Annotated in this window: 19 protein-coding genes; 12 read left to right on the forward strand and 7 right to left on the reverse strand. The window is 72.9% G+C overall.

The genetic code is table 11. The features are described 5' to 3' along the window. Positions 1 to 592, forward strand: a 592-nt coding sequence (locus tag A6Q79_RS07985) for a gamma-glutamyltransferase (RefSeq protein ID WP_317697609.1), incomplete at its 5' end; no start/stop codon positions are given. Between the two features lie 27 nt (positions 593 to 619). On the opposite strand, the gene A6Q79_RS07990 is transcribed toward A6Q79_RS07985, so the two are convergent. From A6Q79_RS07990 to A6Q79_RS08005, 4 genes are read right to left on the reverse strand one after another with little or no spacing between them, the layout of a single operon-like run. Continuing rightward, positions 620 to 1084 (reverse strand): hypothetical protein, encoded by a 465-nt coding sequence (locus A6Q79_RS07990; protein WP_286690102.1) that lies wholly within the window; start codon positions 1082 to 1084, stop codon positions 620 to 622. After that, complete coding sequence (locus A6Q79_RS07995) at positions 1081 to 1698, reverse strand: serine hydrolase (protein WP_317697614.1); 618 nt, start codon at positions 1696 to 1698, stop codon at positions 1081 to 1083. Before A6Q79_RS07995 ends, A6Q79_RS07990 begins: the two co-directional genes overlap by 4 nt. Beyond that, on the reverse strand, positions 1608 to 1856 hold the full coding sequence (locus A6Q79_RS08000; RefSeq protein ID WP_317697617.1) for a serine hydrolase domain-containing protein: 249 nt from the start codon (positions 1854 to 1856) through the stop codon (positions 1608 to 1610). Before A6Q79_RS08000 ends, A6Q79_RS07995 begins: the two co-directional genes overlap by 91 nt. 18 nt (positions 1857 to 1874) lie before the next feature. Beyond that, entirely contained in the window at positions 1875 to 2864 is a 990-nt protein-coding gene (locus A6Q79_RS08005; protein WP_067859325.1) for a 4-hydroxy-3-methylbut-2-enyl diphosphate reductase, read from the reverse strand. Positions 2865 to 3054: 190 nt separating this feature from the next. Here A6Q79_RS08005 and xseA point away from each other — a divergent pair, with 190 nt between their 5' ends. Together xseA and A6Q79_RS08015 are read left to right on the forward strand one after the other, a co-directional pair. Continuing rightward, entirely contained in the window at positions 3055 to 4269 is a 1215-nt protein-coding gene (gene xseA / locus A6Q79_RS08010; protein ID WP_286690101.1) for an exodeoxyribonuclease VII large subunit, read from the forward strand. After that, complete coding sequence (locus tag A6Q79_RS08015) at positions 4259 to 4501, forward strand: exodeoxyribonuclease VII small subunit (RefSeq protein WP_067859329.1); 243 nt, start codon at positions 4259 to 4261, stop codon at positions 4499 to 4501. Before xseA ends, A6Q79_RS08015 begins: the two co-directional genes overlap by 11 nt. Here the strand turns inward: A6Q79_RS08015 and A6Q79_RS08020 are convergent. After that, positions 4480 to 5010, reverse strand: a complete 531-nt coding sequence (locus A6Q79_RS08020) for a DUF4245 domain-containing protein (protein ID WP_286690100.1) — start codon at positions 5008 to 5010, stop codon at positions 4480 to 4482. The genes A6Q79_RS08015 and A6Q79_RS08020 overlap by 22 nt on opposite strands. A gap of 80 nt (positions 5011 to 5090) precedes the next feature. Here A6Q79_RS08020 and A6Q79_RS08025 point away from each other — a divergent pair, with 80 nt between their 5' ends. Genes A6Q79_RS08025 through A6Q79_RS08050 form a run of 6 tightly spaced genes read left to right on the forward strand, consistent with a single transcriptional unit; the run spans position 5091 to position 9944 of the window. Further along, positions 5091 to 5480 (forward strand): molybdopterin-binding protein, encoded by a 390-nt coding sequence (locus A6Q79_RS08025; RefSeq protein WP_286690099.1) that lies wholly within the window; start codon positions 5091 to 5093, stop codon positions 5478 to 5480. Beyond that, positions 5477 to 6247 (forward strand): molybdate ABC transporter substrate-binding protein, encoded by a 771-nt coding sequence (modA, locus tag A6Q79_RS08030; RefSeq protein WP_286690098.1) that lies wholly within the window; start codon positions 5477 to 5479, stop codon positions 6245 to 6247. Before A6Q79_RS08025 ends, modA begins: the two co-directional genes overlap by 4 nt. After that, the gene (locus tag A6Q79_RS08035) at positions 6244 to 7089 is read left to right on the forward strand and encodes an ABC transporter permease (RefSeq protein WP_317697627.1); all 846 of its coding nucleotides are present in this window, start codon (positions 6244 to 6246) and stop codon (positions 7087 to 7089) included. The genes modA and A6Q79_RS08035 overlap by 4 nt, the downstream gene beginning before the upstream one ends. Then, complete coding sequence (locus A6Q79_RS08040) at positions 7086 to 8141, forward strand: sulfate/molybdate ABC transporter ATP-binding protein (RefSeq protein ID WP_286690097.1); 1056 nt, start codon at positions 7086 to 7088, stop codon at positions 8139 to 8141. Before A6Q79_RS08035 ends, A6Q79_RS08040 begins: the two co-directional genes overlap by 4 nt. Positions 8142 to 8170: 29 nt before the next feature. Continuing rightward, a complete protein-coding gene (glpX, locus tag A6Q79_RS08045) occupies positions 8171 to 9178 on the forward strand; it encodes a class II fructose-bisphosphatase (protein ID WP_144433772.1) in 1008 nt (335 codons plus the stop codon). Between the two features lie 46 nt (positions 9179 to 9224). Beyond that, on the forward strand, positions 9225 to 9944 hold the full coding sequence (locus tag A6Q79_RS08050) for a class I SAM-dependent methyltransferase (RefSeq protein WP_286690096.1): 720 nt from the start codon (positions 9225 to 9227) through the stop codon (positions 9942 to 9944). A gap of 9 nt (positions 9945 to 9953) precedes the next feature. On the opposite strand, the gene A6Q79_RS08055 is transcribed toward A6Q79_RS08050, so the two are convergent. Then, positions 9954 to 10562: a GrpB family protein gene (locus tag A6Q79_RS08055; protein ID WP_286690095.1), complete on the reverse strand. Its 609-nt coding sequence runs from the start codon at positions 10560 to 10562 to the stop codon at positions 9954 to 9956. 65 nt (positions 10563 to 10627) lie between these two features. On the opposite strand from A6Q79_RS08055, the gene A6Q79_RS08060 reads away from it, so the two are divergent. After that, complete coding sequence (locus A6Q79_RS08060) at positions 10628 to 11527, forward strand: alpha/beta fold hydrolase (RefSeq protein WP_067859345.1); 900 nt, start codon at positions 10628 to 10630, stop codon at positions 11525 to 11527. Positions 11528 to 11557: 30 nt separating this feature from the next. Here the strand turns inward: A6Q79_RS08060 and A6Q79_RS08065 are convergent, their stop codons facing one another. Next, positions 11558 to 11914 (reverse strand): VOC family protein, encoded by a 357-nt coding sequence (locus A6Q79_RS08065; protein WP_067859348.1) that lies wholly within the window; start codon positions 11912 to 11914, stop codon positions 11558 to 11560. A 114-nt stretch (positions 11915 to 12028) separates the two neighbouring features. On the opposite strand from A6Q79_RS08065, the gene A6Q79_RS08070 reads away from it, so the two are divergent. Both A6Q79_RS08070 and A6Q79_RS08075 read left to right on the forward strand, forming a co-directional pair. Next, on the forward strand, positions 12029 to 12481 hold the full coding sequence (locus tag A6Q79_RS08070; RefSeq protein ID WP_317697634.1) for a hypothetical protein: 453 nt from the start codon (positions 12029 to 12031) through the stop codon (positions 12479 to 12481). A 22-nt stretch (positions 12482 to 12503) separates the two neighbouring features. Continuing rightward, positions 12504 to 13738 (forward strand): fumarate hydratase (locus tag A6Q79_RS08075; RefSeq protein ID WP_317697637.1); only part of this gene is annotated, 1235 nt, incomplete at its 3' end.

The following is a 13738-nucleotide window of genomic DNA, read 5'->3' on the forward strand; positions in this document are numbered from 1 at the left end:
CATCTCCACCACCCACCTCTCGGTCGTCGACCGCTGGGGCAACGCCGCGTCCTACACGTTGACCATCGAGCAGACCGGCGGCTCGGCGATCACGGTGCCGGGGCGCGGGTTCCTGCTCAACAACGAGCTCACCGACTTCACGGCCGTGTACGACCCGAAGGACCCGAACCGGATCGAGCCCGGCAAGCGGCCGCGCTCGTCGATGTCGCCGACGATCGTGCTCGACCGCGGTCGGGTGAAGTACGTGGTCGGCTCGCCCGGTGGTGCCACCATCATCACGACGGTGCTGCAGGTGCTGCTCAACCGCATCGACCTCGGCATGACGTTGCCGCAGGCCGTCGCCGCGCCACGCGCGTCGCAGCGCAACGCGGCCGTCACGCCGGCCGAGCCGGCCTTCATCGAGCAGTACGGCGGCCTGCTCGCCCCCTTCGGCCAGCAGCTGACGCCGTCGGGCGACGCGTTCACCTCGCAGGCCGAGATCGGCGCGGTGGCCGCGATCGAGCAGGACCGCCGCGGCCGCCTCACCGCCGTCGCCGAGCCGCAACGTCGCGGTGGCGGCACCGCGCTGGTGGTGCGACCCGACCGCCGCTAGCCCCGTTTCGGAACCTCATCGCCCATCTCACGCGTCAGGATGGGCGATGAGGTTCCGAATCTGCGGGATAGTGCCGGGGTCCTCCAGCACGCGCCGCAGCATGGCGCGCGCCTCCTCCTGGTCCTCGGCGAGGTACCCGCTCCCGGTGTGGCCGTCGAGGAGCAGCAGCGCATCGGTGCCATCGGCATGAACGATGCGTGCCGCCACCTCGACCGACGACAGGGTGCTGCCCCAACCTGTGGCCTCAGCTGCCGCAGCCCTGAGAAAGGCCCAGAGTCCGGGCTTCGACGTGCGACTCGTCGGCGCGGACACGAGCAGGTCGGTGACGTCGGCCCACGACCACGTCGCCTCGTCGACCATCGCCGCGGCATCGACGTCGAGCCGTCGGTGCACGAGCCCCTCGGTCGTGAGCAGCACGTGATCGCGCCACGGGTCGCCGACCGCCACCGCGTCGTCGGTGGTCACCAGCCAGGCCATGCGGTGCTCGCTCATGACATCTCCCCCTCCTCAGACGCCGCTGCGGACGCCAGCTGGTCCAGCACGTCCGCCGCCCTTCGGTCGGCGAAGGCCGCCCGTCCGCCGACGGCGCTGGCCACCCCCACGATCCCTGTGGCGGGACGCCACGCCACCACCGCACCGCAGCGCATGAGAGCGCCGTGGTGGACGGCCAGGCCGTCGTCCACCCGCCATGCGTGGGGCTGCCGAGAGGGATCGAGCAGGCCGCCGTCGGCCGAGGCCCGCACGAGCGCCGCCATGTCGTCGAGGGTGGCCACGAGACCCGCCGCCCCGACGAACGGGCCGTCGCCGATCACCCACTCGTCGAGGGGGCGGCCCCAGATGCTCAGCGCCTCGACGACGTCGTCACGCTCACCGGTCCTCCGGGCGACGTCGAACGCGGTCGGGTCGAGACCGGCCGGCTCGACGAGCGTGCTCCGCACCTGCTCCAGCCACGGTCCGCCGACCTCCTTCAGCATCCGCGTCAGCACCGCGTAGCCGAGGTTGGAGTACCTGTCTCTTATACACCCGACCGATGCCGGACGAGCTCGGCCACGGTGATCGGCGACGTCGAGTCGAGCACCTCCTCGACCCTCGTGTCCCAGGCCCACGTGCCGCGCTCGACCATCGCGTGGGCCAACCCGGCCGTCAGGACCTTCGACACCGAGCCCCACCGGACCGGCGCGTCGCCGCGGTGCCATCCGGACGCCCGCCAGTACTCCTCGTCGCCGGCGAGGAGCAGGGCGGCCGTGCTGGTCCGTCTGCTCATCCGCCCACCACGTCGGTCTCAGACCTTGCCGGCGGCCTTCATGTCGCGGCGCAGCTCGGGCGGGAGGGCGAAGGTGAGGGTCTCGTCGGCGGTGCGCACGGCGGCCGCGTCGGGGTGGCCGTGCTCGGCGAGGTAGGTGAGGACGTCCTGGACCAGGTCGTCGGGCACCGAGGCTCCCGACGTCACGCCGACGGTCTCGACACCGTCGAGCCACTCCTCCTGGAGCTCGCTGACGTCGTCGATGCGGTAGGACGCCGACGCGCCCGCCTCGAGCGCGACCTCGACCAGGCGCACCGAGTTCGAGGAGTTCGAGGACCCGACGACGATGACGAGGTCGGCGTCCTTCGCGATCTCCTTGACCGCGACCTGGCGGTTCTGGGTGGCGTAGCAGATGTCGTCGGACGGCGGGTCCTCCAGCTGCGGGAACTTCTCGCGCAGCCGGCGGACCGTCTCCATGGTCTCGTCGACGCTCAAGGTGGTCTGCGAGAGCCACGACAGCCGGGTGCCCTCGGGGAACTCCAGGGCGTCGACGTCGTCCGGGCTCTCGACGAGGGTGATGTGCTCGGGCGCCTCACCCGCCGTGCCCTCGACCTCCTCGTGACCCGCGTGCCCGATGAGCAGGATGCGGTAGTCCTCGGCGGCGAAGCGGCGCGCCTCGTGGTGGACCTTGGTGACGAGCGGGCACGTGGCGTCGATCGTCTTCAGCCCGCGCTCGGCAGCCTGCTCGTGCACCATCGGCGACACGCCGTGGGCGGAGAACACGACCGTGGCGCCCTCGGGCACCTCGTCGAGCTCCTCGACGAACACCGCTCCGCGCTCGGCCAGCGTGTTGACGACGTGCTTGTTGTGCACGATCTGCTTGCGGACGTACACCGGCGCCCCGTAGAGGTCGAGCGCCTTCTCGACGGTGATGACCGCGCGGTCCACGCCGGCGCAGTAGCCGCGCGGGTCGGCGAGGAGCACGCTCCCACCGACGGGGGGCATGCCGAGGTCCACGTGGGTCGTCATAGGTGCATCGTACCGACCGGCGACAGACCGCGAGCCCGTCGGCGCGACCCCCGCGCGCTGGCGACCGCCCGGACGAGGCACGGAAATCTCAGCGGAGCACGGAGAGCATTCCGTGCTCCGCTGAGGAAACCGTGCCCGGTGGAGATTCCCAGGGCGACCTGGGAATCTCCCACCTCCTAGGCTGAGGAGCATGGCGCTCGACACGACGGCGGACTCCCCCGCGCCCCTGCGGCAGGTGTCGACGCTGATCGGGCAGTGGGTGGGGCGGCTGGGGGCGATCTGGGTCGAGGCCGAGGTGGCGCAGCTGACCCGACGGCCCGGCGTCTGCTTCCTCGTCCTCCGCGACCTGCGGGCCACCCTCTCGATCCGCGCCACCTGCCACGTGTCCGTCCTCGACGCGTCCGCGGCGCCCGTCACCGAGGGCGCGCGGGTGGTCGTGCACGCGCGGCCGGAGTTCTACGAGCCGAACGGCTCGCTCACCCTGCAGGTGCGCGAGATCCGACCCGCCGGCGAGGGCGAGCTGCTCGCCCAGCTCGAGCGACGCAAGCAGCTGCTCGCCGCCGAGGGGCTCTTCGACGTCCGGCTCAAGAAGCCGCTGCCGTTCCTGCCCGGCACCGTCGGGCTGGTCACCGGACGCGCCTCGGCCGCCGAGCGCGACGTGCTCGAGAACGCGCGCCTGCGGTGGCCGGGCGTCCGCTTCGTCGTCCGTCACGCCCTCATGCAGGGGGCCGGCTCGGCGCGCGACGTCGTCGCCGCCGTGCAGGAGCTCGCGCCCCAGGTCGACGTGCTCGTCGTCGCCCGCGGCGGAGGGTCACTGGAGGACCTCCTGCCGTTCTCCGACGAGTCGCTCGTGCGCGCGGTGCACGCCTGCCGGGTGCCCGTGGTCAGCGCCATCGGGCACGAGCAGGACACGCCCCTGCTCGACCTCGTCGCCGACGTCCGCGCCTCCACGCCCACCGACGCCGCCAAGCGCGTGGTCCCCGACGCCGCCGAGGAGCAGGACCGCATCGCCCACGCGCGATCGCGGCTGCGGCGGGCGGTCACGGCCCTCGTCGACCGCGAGGCGCACGGACTGGCGCAGCTGCGCTCACGCCCCGTCCTCGCCGCGCCGCACGTGCTCGTGGACGCGCAGCACGACGCGCTCACCCACCTGCGCGAGCGCGCCGACCGCGCCCTGCGGCACCGGCTCGACCGTGAGCACGACACCGTCGGGCACCACCTCGCGCGCGTGCGGGCGCTGTCGCCGCTCGCCACCCTCGAGCGCGGCTACGCGGTCGCGCAGACCACCGACGGGCACGTGCTCACCTCCGTGGCCGACGTGCCCGCCGCCTTCGTGGTGCGCCTCGCCGACGGCAGCGCCCACGTCACGACCGACCGCACCGAGGAGACCCCGCATGCCGACTGAGCCCGAGCCCGACACCACCCTCGACCTCTCCTACGAGCAGGCTCGCGAGGAGCTGGTGTCCGTGGTGCAGCGCCTCGAAACCGGCGGCGTCGGCCTCGAGGAGTCGCTCGCGCTCTGGGAGCGCGGCGAGCAGCTCGCCACCGTGTGCCAGCGCTGGCTCGACGGCGCGCGCGAGCGCCTCGACCGCGCCGCCCGCGGTGACGACGAGGCTCAGGACAGCGACGCGACGTAGCGCTCGAGCGTCGTCCGGTCGACGTCGCTCGTCACGACGGCGGTCGTGTCCTCCCGCGGCCCCGGGACCACGCGCGAGTACGTGGTCTCGTCGTCGGGCGACGACCAGCGCGTCCACGTCTGGTCGCCGATCTCGACCTCGGCGACGCGCTCGCTGCCCGGCACCAGCTCCTCGACCGTGGCCTCCTCGGCGCCCGGCGCCTGCTGGATGCCGATGAAGCGCTGGTCGTCGGTCAGCGTGCCGAGGCTCCACACCTCCTCACGCACCCGCGACGACGTCACCTTCCAGCCCTCGGGCAGCGACGTGGGCGCGAGCAGGTCGGCGCCCGTCTCGCGCTCGGCCCCGGGCAGCACCGCCGCGTAGTCGACCGCCGGCACCTGCGGCTCCTTCGGCGCGTTGCCGTAGAAGAGGTGCGCCACCCCCCAGACGACGAGCAGGCCGACACCGAGCACGCCGACCGACCGGATGATGTCGCCGAGCTTCGGGTTGCCGCGACTCGAGCCGGCCATGCGTCCTCCAGGAAGTGATCTCGCCGCAGACGCGGCCCGTTCGTCGGCACGCCGCCGCGAGTGCGGCTACGCTCCGCAGCATGGTCGTGCACAAGCTCTCCGACGCCGCAGCATTGATCGGCGTCAGCGATGACACCCTACGTCGCTGGCAGCAGCAGGGTCGGTTCAGCCCGGTCGACGTCGACGGCCGGGCGGGCATCGAGGGCACCGAGCTGGCGCGTCTCGCCGCCGAGCACGCGGCCACGCCCGACCACGGACCCGAGCACACGAGCGCCCGCAACCAGCTGCGCGGGATCGTCACCCGTATCACCACCGACACGGTGATGGCGCAGGTCGAGCTGGTCTGCGGTCCGTACCGCGTCGTCTCCCTCGTCAGCCGCGAGTCCGTCGACGCGCTCGGGCTCGAGCCCGGCAGCGTCGCCTGGGCGACCGTCAAGTCCACCAACGTCTCCCTGGAGGTCCCGTCATGAAGAGGCTCGCGACCGCCGCAGCCGCCGCTGCCCTGCTGCTCCCCCTCGCCGCGTGCGGCAACGACGACGCCGTCGACCCGCGGGCCGACGTCGACAGCACGCTCGTCGTCTACGCCGCGGCGTCGCTCAAGGGCACCTTCACCGAGCTGGCGAAGGAGTTCGAGGCCGCGAACGAGGGCGTCACCGTGCAGCTGAGCTTCGGCGGCTCCTCCGACCTCGTCTCGCAGATCAGCGAGGGCGCGCCCGCGGACGTCTTCGCCTCCGCCGACGAGAAGAACATGGACACGCTCGTCGGCGACGACCTCGTCGCCGGCGACCCCCAGGACTTCGCGTCGAACACGCTCGTGATCGTCACGCCTCCGGACAACCCGGGCGACGTCACGTCGCTCGACGACCTCGCGAACCCCGACCTCGACGTCGTGGTCTGCGCTCCGCAGGTGCCCTGCGGCAGCGCCGCGCAGAAGCTCGCCACCGCCGCCGGCGTCACGCTGGCGCCCGACAGCGAGGAGCAGTCGGTCACCGACGTGCTCACGAAGGTGACGTCGGGCGAGGCCGACGCCGGGCTCGTCTACGTGACCGACGCGAAGGGCGCCGGCGACGACGTCCGGACCGTCGACGTGCCGCAGGCCTCACAGGTCGTCAACACCTACCCGATCGCGGTGCTCTCGGACGCCAAGCAGCCCAGCCTGGCCCGCGACTGGGTCGAGCTGGTGACCGGCTCGCAGGGCCAGAAGGTGCTGCGCGCGGCCGGCTTCGCCCGACCGTGAGCCCTGGGGGCGCGCCGCTCGCGCCCGACGTGCAGCGGGGCACGGGGGCCCGACGCACCCAGCGCACGGCCGGGGACCTCCCCCGGTGGGTCTGGCTGCCCGCGGCGCTCGGTGCCGCGCTCGTGGTCGTGCCCGTCGTCGCGCTGCTCACCCGCGTCGACTGGTCGGACCTCCCAGCGCTGCTGACGTCGGAGTCGTCGCGTGCGGCGCTGTGGCTCAGCCTGCGCACCGCCGCGGCCTCCACCGTGCTGTGCGTGCTGCTGGGCGTGCCGATGGCGTTCGTGCTCGCCCGCACCCGGTTCCCGGGGCAGGCCCTGCTGCGCGCGTTCGTCCTGCTGCCCCTCGTCCTGCCGCCCGTCGTCGGCGGCATCGCCCTGCTCGCGACCTTCGGGCGCCGCGGCCTGCTCGGGTCGAGCCTCCAGGTGCTCGGCGTGCAAGTCGCGTTCTCGACCACGGCCGTGGTCCTCGCCCAGACGTTCGTGGCGCTGCCCTTCCTCGTGATCAGCCTCGAGGGCAGCCTGCGCACCGCCGGGCACCGCTACGAGACCGTCGCCGCCACGCTCGGGGCCCGGCCCTCGACCGTGCTGCGCCGGGTCAGCCTGCCGCTCGTCCTCCCTGGCCTGGTGTCCGGCGCGGTCCTCGCGTTCGCGCGGGCGCTCGGGGAGTTCGGTGCCACCATCACCTTCGCGGGCAGCCTGCAGGGCGTCACCCGCACGCTGCCGCTCGAGATCTACCTGCAGCGCGAGACCGACCCCGACGCCGCCGTCGCGCTCTCCCTGCTGCTCGTCGTGGTGGCCGTGCTCGTCATCGTGCTCGTGCGCGGCCGCGAGGGTCGCTCATGAGCATCGCGCTGCGCGTGCAGGTGCCCGAGCGCGACGTCGACCTCGCGCTCGACGTCGCCGCCGGCAGCACGCTGGGGCTGGTCGGACCCAACGGCGCAGGCAAGTCGACCGTGCTCGCGGCGCTCGCCGGCACGCTGCGACCCCCGCACGCGCGCCTCGAGGTCGACGGTCGCGTGCTCGTGGACACCGCGACGGGTCGGTGGACACCGCCGCACGCACGCGGGGTCGGGCTGCTCGCGCAGGAGCCGCTGCTGTTCCCCCACCTCGACGTCGTCGCGAACGTCGCCTTCGGGCCGCGCAGCCGTGGGGCCTCGCGCGCCGAGGCGGAGAGGATCGCCCACGACCGGCTGACCGAGCTCGGGTGCACCGACCTCGCCGACCGGCGGCCCGGCACGCTGTCGGGCGGGCAGGCAGCGCGGGTGGCCCTCGCGCGCGCTCTCGCCCCCGATCCTGGCGTGCTGCTGCTCGACGAGCCGATGGCCGCGCTCGACGCCGCCGTCGTCCCGCAGCTGCGAACGATCCTCGCGCAGGTGCTGCGTCGACGTCGCGACGCCGGCCGCACCGCCGTGCTCGTCACCCACGACGTGCTGGACGCCCTGCTGCTCACCGACACGCTGGCCGTCGTCGAGCACGGCCGCGTCGTCGACGTCGGCCCCACCCAGCGCGTGCTCGAGCAGCCGCGCAGCGTCTTCGCCGCCGAGCTCGCCGGGCTCAACCTGCTGCGCGGCACGGCGACGTCACCGGGCCTGCACACGCCCGAGGGACTCGTCGTCCACGCCTCCGGCTCCACGCCCCCGGCCGGGGCGCCCGCGGTGGCCGTGCTCGACCCGGCCGCCGTCGCCGTGCACCTGGAGGCGCCCGCCGGCAGCCCCCGCAACGTCTGGCCGGCCACGGTCACGGCCGTCGAGCCGCGTGGTCGGCGAGCACTCGTGCGCACCGACGTCGTCAGTGCCGACGTGACGGTCGACGCCGTCGCCGACCTGCTCCTGGAGCCCGGTCGACGCGTCCACCTGGTGGTCAAGGCGAGCGAAGTGCAGGTGCACGGCCTCTGACCGGCGCCGACGCCGGTAGGGTGCGGAGCGTGGAAAGCCTGCAGCCCGCCGCCCAAGCCCCGGACCGCAACCTCGCCCTGGACCTCGTCCGTGTCACGGAGGCCGGTGCCATGGCCGCCGGTCGCTGGGTCGGGCGCGGCGACAAGAACGGCGCCGACGGCGTCGCCGTCAACGCGATGCGGAGCCTCATCAACACCGTCACCATGGACGGCGTCGTCGTCATCGGCGAGGGCGAGAAGGACGAGGCGCCCATGCTGTTCAACGGCGAGCAGGTCGGCGACGGCTCCGGCGCCGAGTGCGACGTGGCGGTCGACCCGATCGACGGCACGACCCTGTGCGCGAAGGGCATGCCCAACGCGATCTCGGTCATGGCCGTCGCGCCCCGCGGGTCCATGTACGACCCGTCGGCCGTCTTCTACATGGAGAAGCTGGTGGCCGGCCCGGAGGCCGCCGACCAGGTCGACATCCGCCTCCCGGTGTCCAAGAACATCGCCCTCGTCGCCAAGGCCAAGGGCATCAGCAACAGCGACGTCACCGTCTGCGTGCTCGACCGGCCCCGCCACGCCGCCCTGGTGCAGGAGATCCGCGACGCGGGTGCGCGCATCAAGTTCATCAGCGACGGCGACGTGGCCGGTGCCATCGTCGCGGCGCGCCCCGACACCGGCGTCGACCTGCTCGTCGGCACGGGCGGCACGCCCGAGGGGATCATCACGGCCTGCGCCATCAAGGCGATCGGCGGTGTCATCCAGGGTCGGCTCGCGCCCACCGACGACGACGAGCGCCAGCGCGCCATCGACGCCGGGCACGACCTCGACCGGGTGCTGCTCACCGACGACCTCGTCGTCGCCGACGACTGCTTCTTCGTCGCCACCGGCATCACCGACGGCGAGCTGCTCGACGGCGTCCGCTACGCCAAGGGCAAGGCGTTCACCGAGTCGCTCGTGATGCGCTCGCGCAGCGGCACGATCCGCAAGATCACCAGCGAGCACCAGCTGACGAAGCTCAAGGCCTACTCGGCCATCGACTACGAGCGCTGAGCCGACGTCGGGGGTCGAGGTGCAGGAGCGACCACGGGCGCGGCACGTGCGCAGTGTCGACGACGTGCTCGCGCTCATGGACGACCTGTTCACGTCGACCGCCGACCGCTGGACCGACGGCGCCGGCGCGGCCTGGTGGGACGACTTCTACACCGACCGGTCCCGGCCCGTGCCGTTCTTCGTCGACGCCCCTGACGAGAACCTGGCCGCCTGGGTCGAGGCGGGCGAGGTGCGGCCCCGACGCGCCCTCGACCTCGGCTGCGGGACGGGCCGCAACAGCCGCTACCTGACGTCCGTCGGCGCCGCCGTCGATGCCGTCGACCTCTCGGCGACCGCGGTCGCGTGGGCGCGGGAGCAGGAGGACCACGCCAGCGCGTCGCCGCGGTACCACGTGGGCGACGCGTTCGGCGGCGTCGGCGACGTGCTCGCCGGGCCCTACGAGCTCGTGTACGACTCCGGCTGCCTGCACCACCTGCCGCCCCACCGTCGCGTCGCCTACCGGCGCCTCCTCGACCGCGTGCTCGCTCCCGGCGGCTGGTTCGGCGTCGTGTGCTTCCACGACGGCTTCATGGGCACGGGGGCGCCCGACGAACAGCTCTACCTGCGCGGCGGGCTCGAGGGCGGGATCGCGTTCACCGCCGACGACCTGCGGTGGATCTTCGACGACCTCGAGCCCGTCGAGGTCCGCCCCATGCGCGAGCAGCGGGGCACGGGTCGCTTCGGCGAGGCGTTCCTGCTCACCGCGCTGTTCCGCAGACCTGCCTGAGCGCCGGCGTCAGACGGGGTACCCGTGCGCCGCGAACATGCGGGCGTGGATCGCGCGCACCACGTCCTGCTTGCGGGCGTTGTACTGCATGACGTGCTCGCCTGCGTCGCTCGCTGCGGCCGACGCGGCACGCTTGGCGTCGGCGTAGAGGTCGCGGTCGTCGGGGTGGGTGCGCAGCCAGTCGCGGAACATCCGCATGCGCGCGACCTCCGCGCCGTCCGCGTGGAAGACGTGCAGGTTGGTGCGCGGGTCGTGGTGGCGCAGCAGACGGTGGCCCTGCCACCACGGCTCACGGACCACGAGCCGGAAGCCCTGCGACTCCAGCGCCGGCACGTAGGCGTCCTCGTCGTCGGGGTCGGGCACCACGAGGAGGAGGTCGAGCAGCGGTTTGGCCGCGAGGCCCGGCACCGACGTCGACCCGACGTGCTCGACGCTCACGGCGGTCCTGCCGAGCGCAGCCCCCACGGTGTCGACGAGCCGGGCAGCCTGCTCGGTCCAGGCAGGGTCGGGCTCGACCACGACGACGTCGCGTCCGGGCCCGGCCCCGTCGACCCACGGCGACGCACCTGGCGGGGGCTCGACGTCGTCGAAGCGGACGATCTCCTCGGGCGTGGCCACGTCGACGACCGTATCCGGTCTCGTCCGGCCTGCCCCAGCCCCCGACTCCTCGTACCATCACCTGCATGGCCGGCTCCGGAGAACAGTTCGCGCACCTGCCGTCGGGCATCGACCTCTGCTACGAGACGTTCGGCGACCCCGCCGACCCTCCCGTGCTGCTGGTCATGGGCCTCGGCGGCCCGATGGGATGGTGGGACGTCGCGTTCTGCGAGCAGCTCGTCGCGCACGGGCTGTTCGTCGTGCGCTACGACAACCGCGACACCGGCCGCTCCACCAAGCTGCGCCAGCACCGCGTGAGCCGGATCGACCTCGCGAAGGCGCTGGTGGGCCTCACCACGCCGCCGTACACGATCGGCGACCTCGCCGACGACGCCTTCGGGCTGCTCGACCACCTCGACGTCGAGGCCGCGCACGTCGTGGGCGTCTCGATGGGCGGCATGATCGCCCAGACGATGGCGGTGGCGCACCCCGAGCGGGTGCGCTCGCTCGTGTCGATCATGTCGACCACGGGCCGGCGCACCGTCGGCTACCAGAACCCCAAGCTGCTGCCTGCCCTGCTCAGCAAGGCCGGCCACACGCGCGACGAGTACGTGGAGCGCTCGCTGCGAGGCACCCAGATGATCGCGTCGCCGGACTACCCGACCGACCCCGAGTTCGCGCGCGACCGCGCCTACGAGACCTACGACCGCGGCTGGTCGGCGAGCGGGGTGACGCGCCAGGTGATGGCGATCCTGACCCAGCCCGACCGCACGGCCGACCTCGCCAGGCTCGACGTCCCCGCCACCGTCATCCACGGCACGCGCGACCCGCTGGTCCACCGGTCCGGCGGGAAGGCGACGGCCGCGGCGCTGCGGGGCTCCGAGCACGTCGAGATCGAGGGCATGGCCCACGACCTCCCGAGCCAGCTCTACGACCAGATCGTCGAGGCGATCGTCCGCACCGTCGAGCGCGCCCAGCACGCCTGACCACGGCCCCGACGCGGGACACCGTGCGGACTAGACGTCGCTCCAGACACCGAGCCGGTTGCCGGCGGGATCGGTGAAGTGGAAGCGGCGGCCGCCGGGGAACGCGAACACGTCGTCGACGACCGTGCCGCCGGCCTCGACGACGGCGTCGCGGGTCGCCTCGAGGTCGGCCGACCAGAGCTGGACGAGGGGACCGGTGGTCGACGGCGTGCCGGTGGGGTCGAACCCGCCCGCCTCGCCCTCCCCCTCGACGCGCTGGATGCCGACGTAGTCGGGTCCGTAGTCGGTGAAGCGCCAGCCGAACGCGTCACCGTAGAACTGCTGCGCGGCGGCGAGGTCGGGCGCAGGGATCTCGATGTAGTCGATGCCGTGGTGGGTGTGTGCCATGACCCGACGCTAGGCCCCTCCCCCGACGTTTCGGTACGTCATCGCCCTCGCCGCCGCCCGGAACGGGCGATCACGTACCGAAACGTGGTGAAGCTCGGGCGCTAGGGTGCGGGCGTGGACGAAGCAGCCGAGGTCGTGGTGCGGGTCCGGGCCGACGGCGCCACGGAGCTGCGGGTCAACGGCGTGTTCGTCATGGACGACGTCGAGACGTCCAGCGAACGACTGCTCGCCGAGCTCGTGCTCGACGTCGGCGCCCGCGAGGTGCTCGTCGGCGGGCTCGGCCTCGGCTACACGGCCCAGACGGACGCCGTCCTGCTCGACGTCGACAACGGTCCCGACTTCCTCGTGCACGAGACGAACGCCGCCGTGTACGCGGCCGACGGTCTCGCCGACGCCGCCCGCGTGCTGCGGCCCGGCGGGACCCTGGCCGTCTGGTCGATGGCCGACTCTGCCCCCCTGCGCGCACGGCTCGCGGCCCTGCTCGACGACGTCCGGGCGGTCGCCGTCCCCGTCGACCTCCAGGGACGCTCCGAGCACTACTGGGTGCTGACCGGCCGCGCGCGCTGAGCGCGGACGCTATCGTCTGCCCGTGGCCGACGCAGACTTCCTGTACTCCGACCTGCTCCCGACGGGTCCTGACGAGACCCCGTACCGCCTCGTCACGACCGAGGGCGTCTCGACCTCCGAGGTCGTGCTCCCCGACGGCAGCACCCGCACGTTCCTGCACGTGGAGCCCGAGGCGCTGCGCCGGCTCACGGCCGAGGCGATGCACGACATCAGCCACTACCTGCGGCCCGCGCACCTCGCGCAGCTGCGGAAGATCATCGACGATCCCGAGGCGTCGGGCAACGATCGCTTCGTGGCGCTCGACCTGCTGAAGAACGTCAACATCTCCGCCGGCGGCGTGCTGCCGATGTGCCAGGACACCGGCACCGCGATCGTCATGGGCAAGAAGTCCGAGGGCGTGCTCACGGGCGCCGACGACGCCGAGGCCATCAGTCGCGGTGTGCACGACGCGTACACGCAGCTCAACTTGCGGTACAGCCAGCTCGCACCCCTCACCACCTACGAGGAGAAGAACACCGGCACCAACCTGCCGGCGCAGATCGAGCTCTACTCCTCCCCCGGCACCAAGCCCACCCCGGAGTACTCGTTCCTCTTCATGGCCAAGGGCGGCGGCTCGGCCAACAAGTCCTTCCTGTTCCAGGAGACGAAGGCGATCCTGAACCCCACACGGCTCCTGGAGTTCCTCGACGAGAAGATCAAGAGCCTCGGCACCGCGGCCTGCCCGCCGTACCACCTGGCCGTCGTGATCGGCGGGACGTCGGCGGAGTTCGCCCTCAAGACGGCCAAGTACGCCTCCGCGCACTACCTCGACGAGCTGCCCACGGAAGGCTCGATGAGCGCGCACGGGTTCCGCGACGTCGAGCTCGAGCAGCAGGTCTTCGAGCTCACCCAGTCCTTCGGCATCGGCGCCCAGTTCGGCGGCAAGTACTTCTGCCACGACGTCCGCGTCGTGCGCCTGCCGCGTCACGGCGCGTCGTGCCCGGTGGCGATCGCGGTCTCGTGCTCGGCCGACCGCCAGGCGCGGGCGAAGATCACGCCCGAGGGCGTCTTCCTCGAGCAGCTCGAGACCGACCCCGCGCAGTACATGCCCGACGCCGGCACGGCCGAGGACATCAGTGGCGGCGAGGTCGTGCAGGTCGACCTGACCCGGCCGATGGACGAGATCCGGGCGCAGCTGTCGCAGTACCCGGTGAAGACGCGCCTGTCGCTCACCGGCCCGCTCGTCGTCGCCCGCGACATCGCCCACGCGAAGATCGC

The sequence above is a fragment of the Aeromicrobium sp. REDSEA-S32_B7 genome (assembly GCF_001626145.1).
GTDB lineage: Bacteria > Actinomycetota > Actinomycetes > Propionibacteriales > Nocardioidaceae > Aeromicrobium > Aeromicrobium erythreum.

What these genes read in the sequence shown, in the direction of transcription:
- A6Q79_RS07990 (WP_286690102.1), bottom strand. Translation starts at nt 1,084, where the DNA reads ATGAGCGAGCACCGCATGGCCTGGCTGGTGACCACCGACGACGCGGTG.
- A6Q79_RS08040 (WP_286690097.1), top strand. Translation starts at nt 7,086, where the DNA reads ATGAGCATCGCGCTGCGCGTGCAGGTGCCCGAGCGCGACGTCGACCTC.
- modA (WP_286690098.1), top strand. Translation starts at nt 5,477, where the DNA reads ATGAAGAGGCTCGCGACCGCCGCAGCCGCCGCTGCCCTGCTGCTCCCC.
- A6Q79_RS08000 (WP_317697617.1), bottom strand. Translation starts at nt 1,856, where the DNA reads ATGAGCAGACGGACCAGCACGGCCGCCCTGCTCCTCGCCGGCGACGAG.
- A6Q79_RS08020 (WP_286690100.1), bottom strand. Translation starts at nt 5,010, where the DNA reads ATGGCCGGCTCGAGTCGCGGCAACCCGAAGCTCGGCGACATCATCCGG.
- A6Q79_RS08015 (WP_067859329.1), top strand. Translation starts at nt 4,259, where the DNA reads ATGCCGACTGAGCCCGAGCCCGACACCACCCTCGACCTCTCCTACGAG.
- xseA (WP_286690101.1), top strand. Translation starts at nt 3,055, where the DNA reads ATGGCGCTCGACACGACGGCGGACTCCCCCGCGCCCCTGCGGCAGGTG.
- A6Q79_RS08060 (WP_067859345.1), top strand. Translation starts at nt 10,628, where the DNA reads ATGGCCGGCTCCGGAGAACAGTTCGCGCACCTGCCGTCGGGCATCGAC.
- A6Q79_RS08025 (WP_286690099.1), top strand. Translation starts at nt 5,091, where the DNA reads ATGGTCGTGCACAAGCTCTCCGACGCCGCAGCATTGATCGGCGTCAGC.
- A6Q79_RS08065 (WP_067859348.1), bottom strand. Translation starts at nt 11,914, where the DNA reads ATGGCACACACCCACCACGGCATCGACTACATCGAGATCCCTGCGCCC.
- A6Q79_RS08005 (WP_067859325.1), bottom strand. Translation starts at nt 2,864, where the DNA reads ATGACGACCCACGTGGACCTCGGCATGCCCCCCGTCGGTGGGAGCGTG.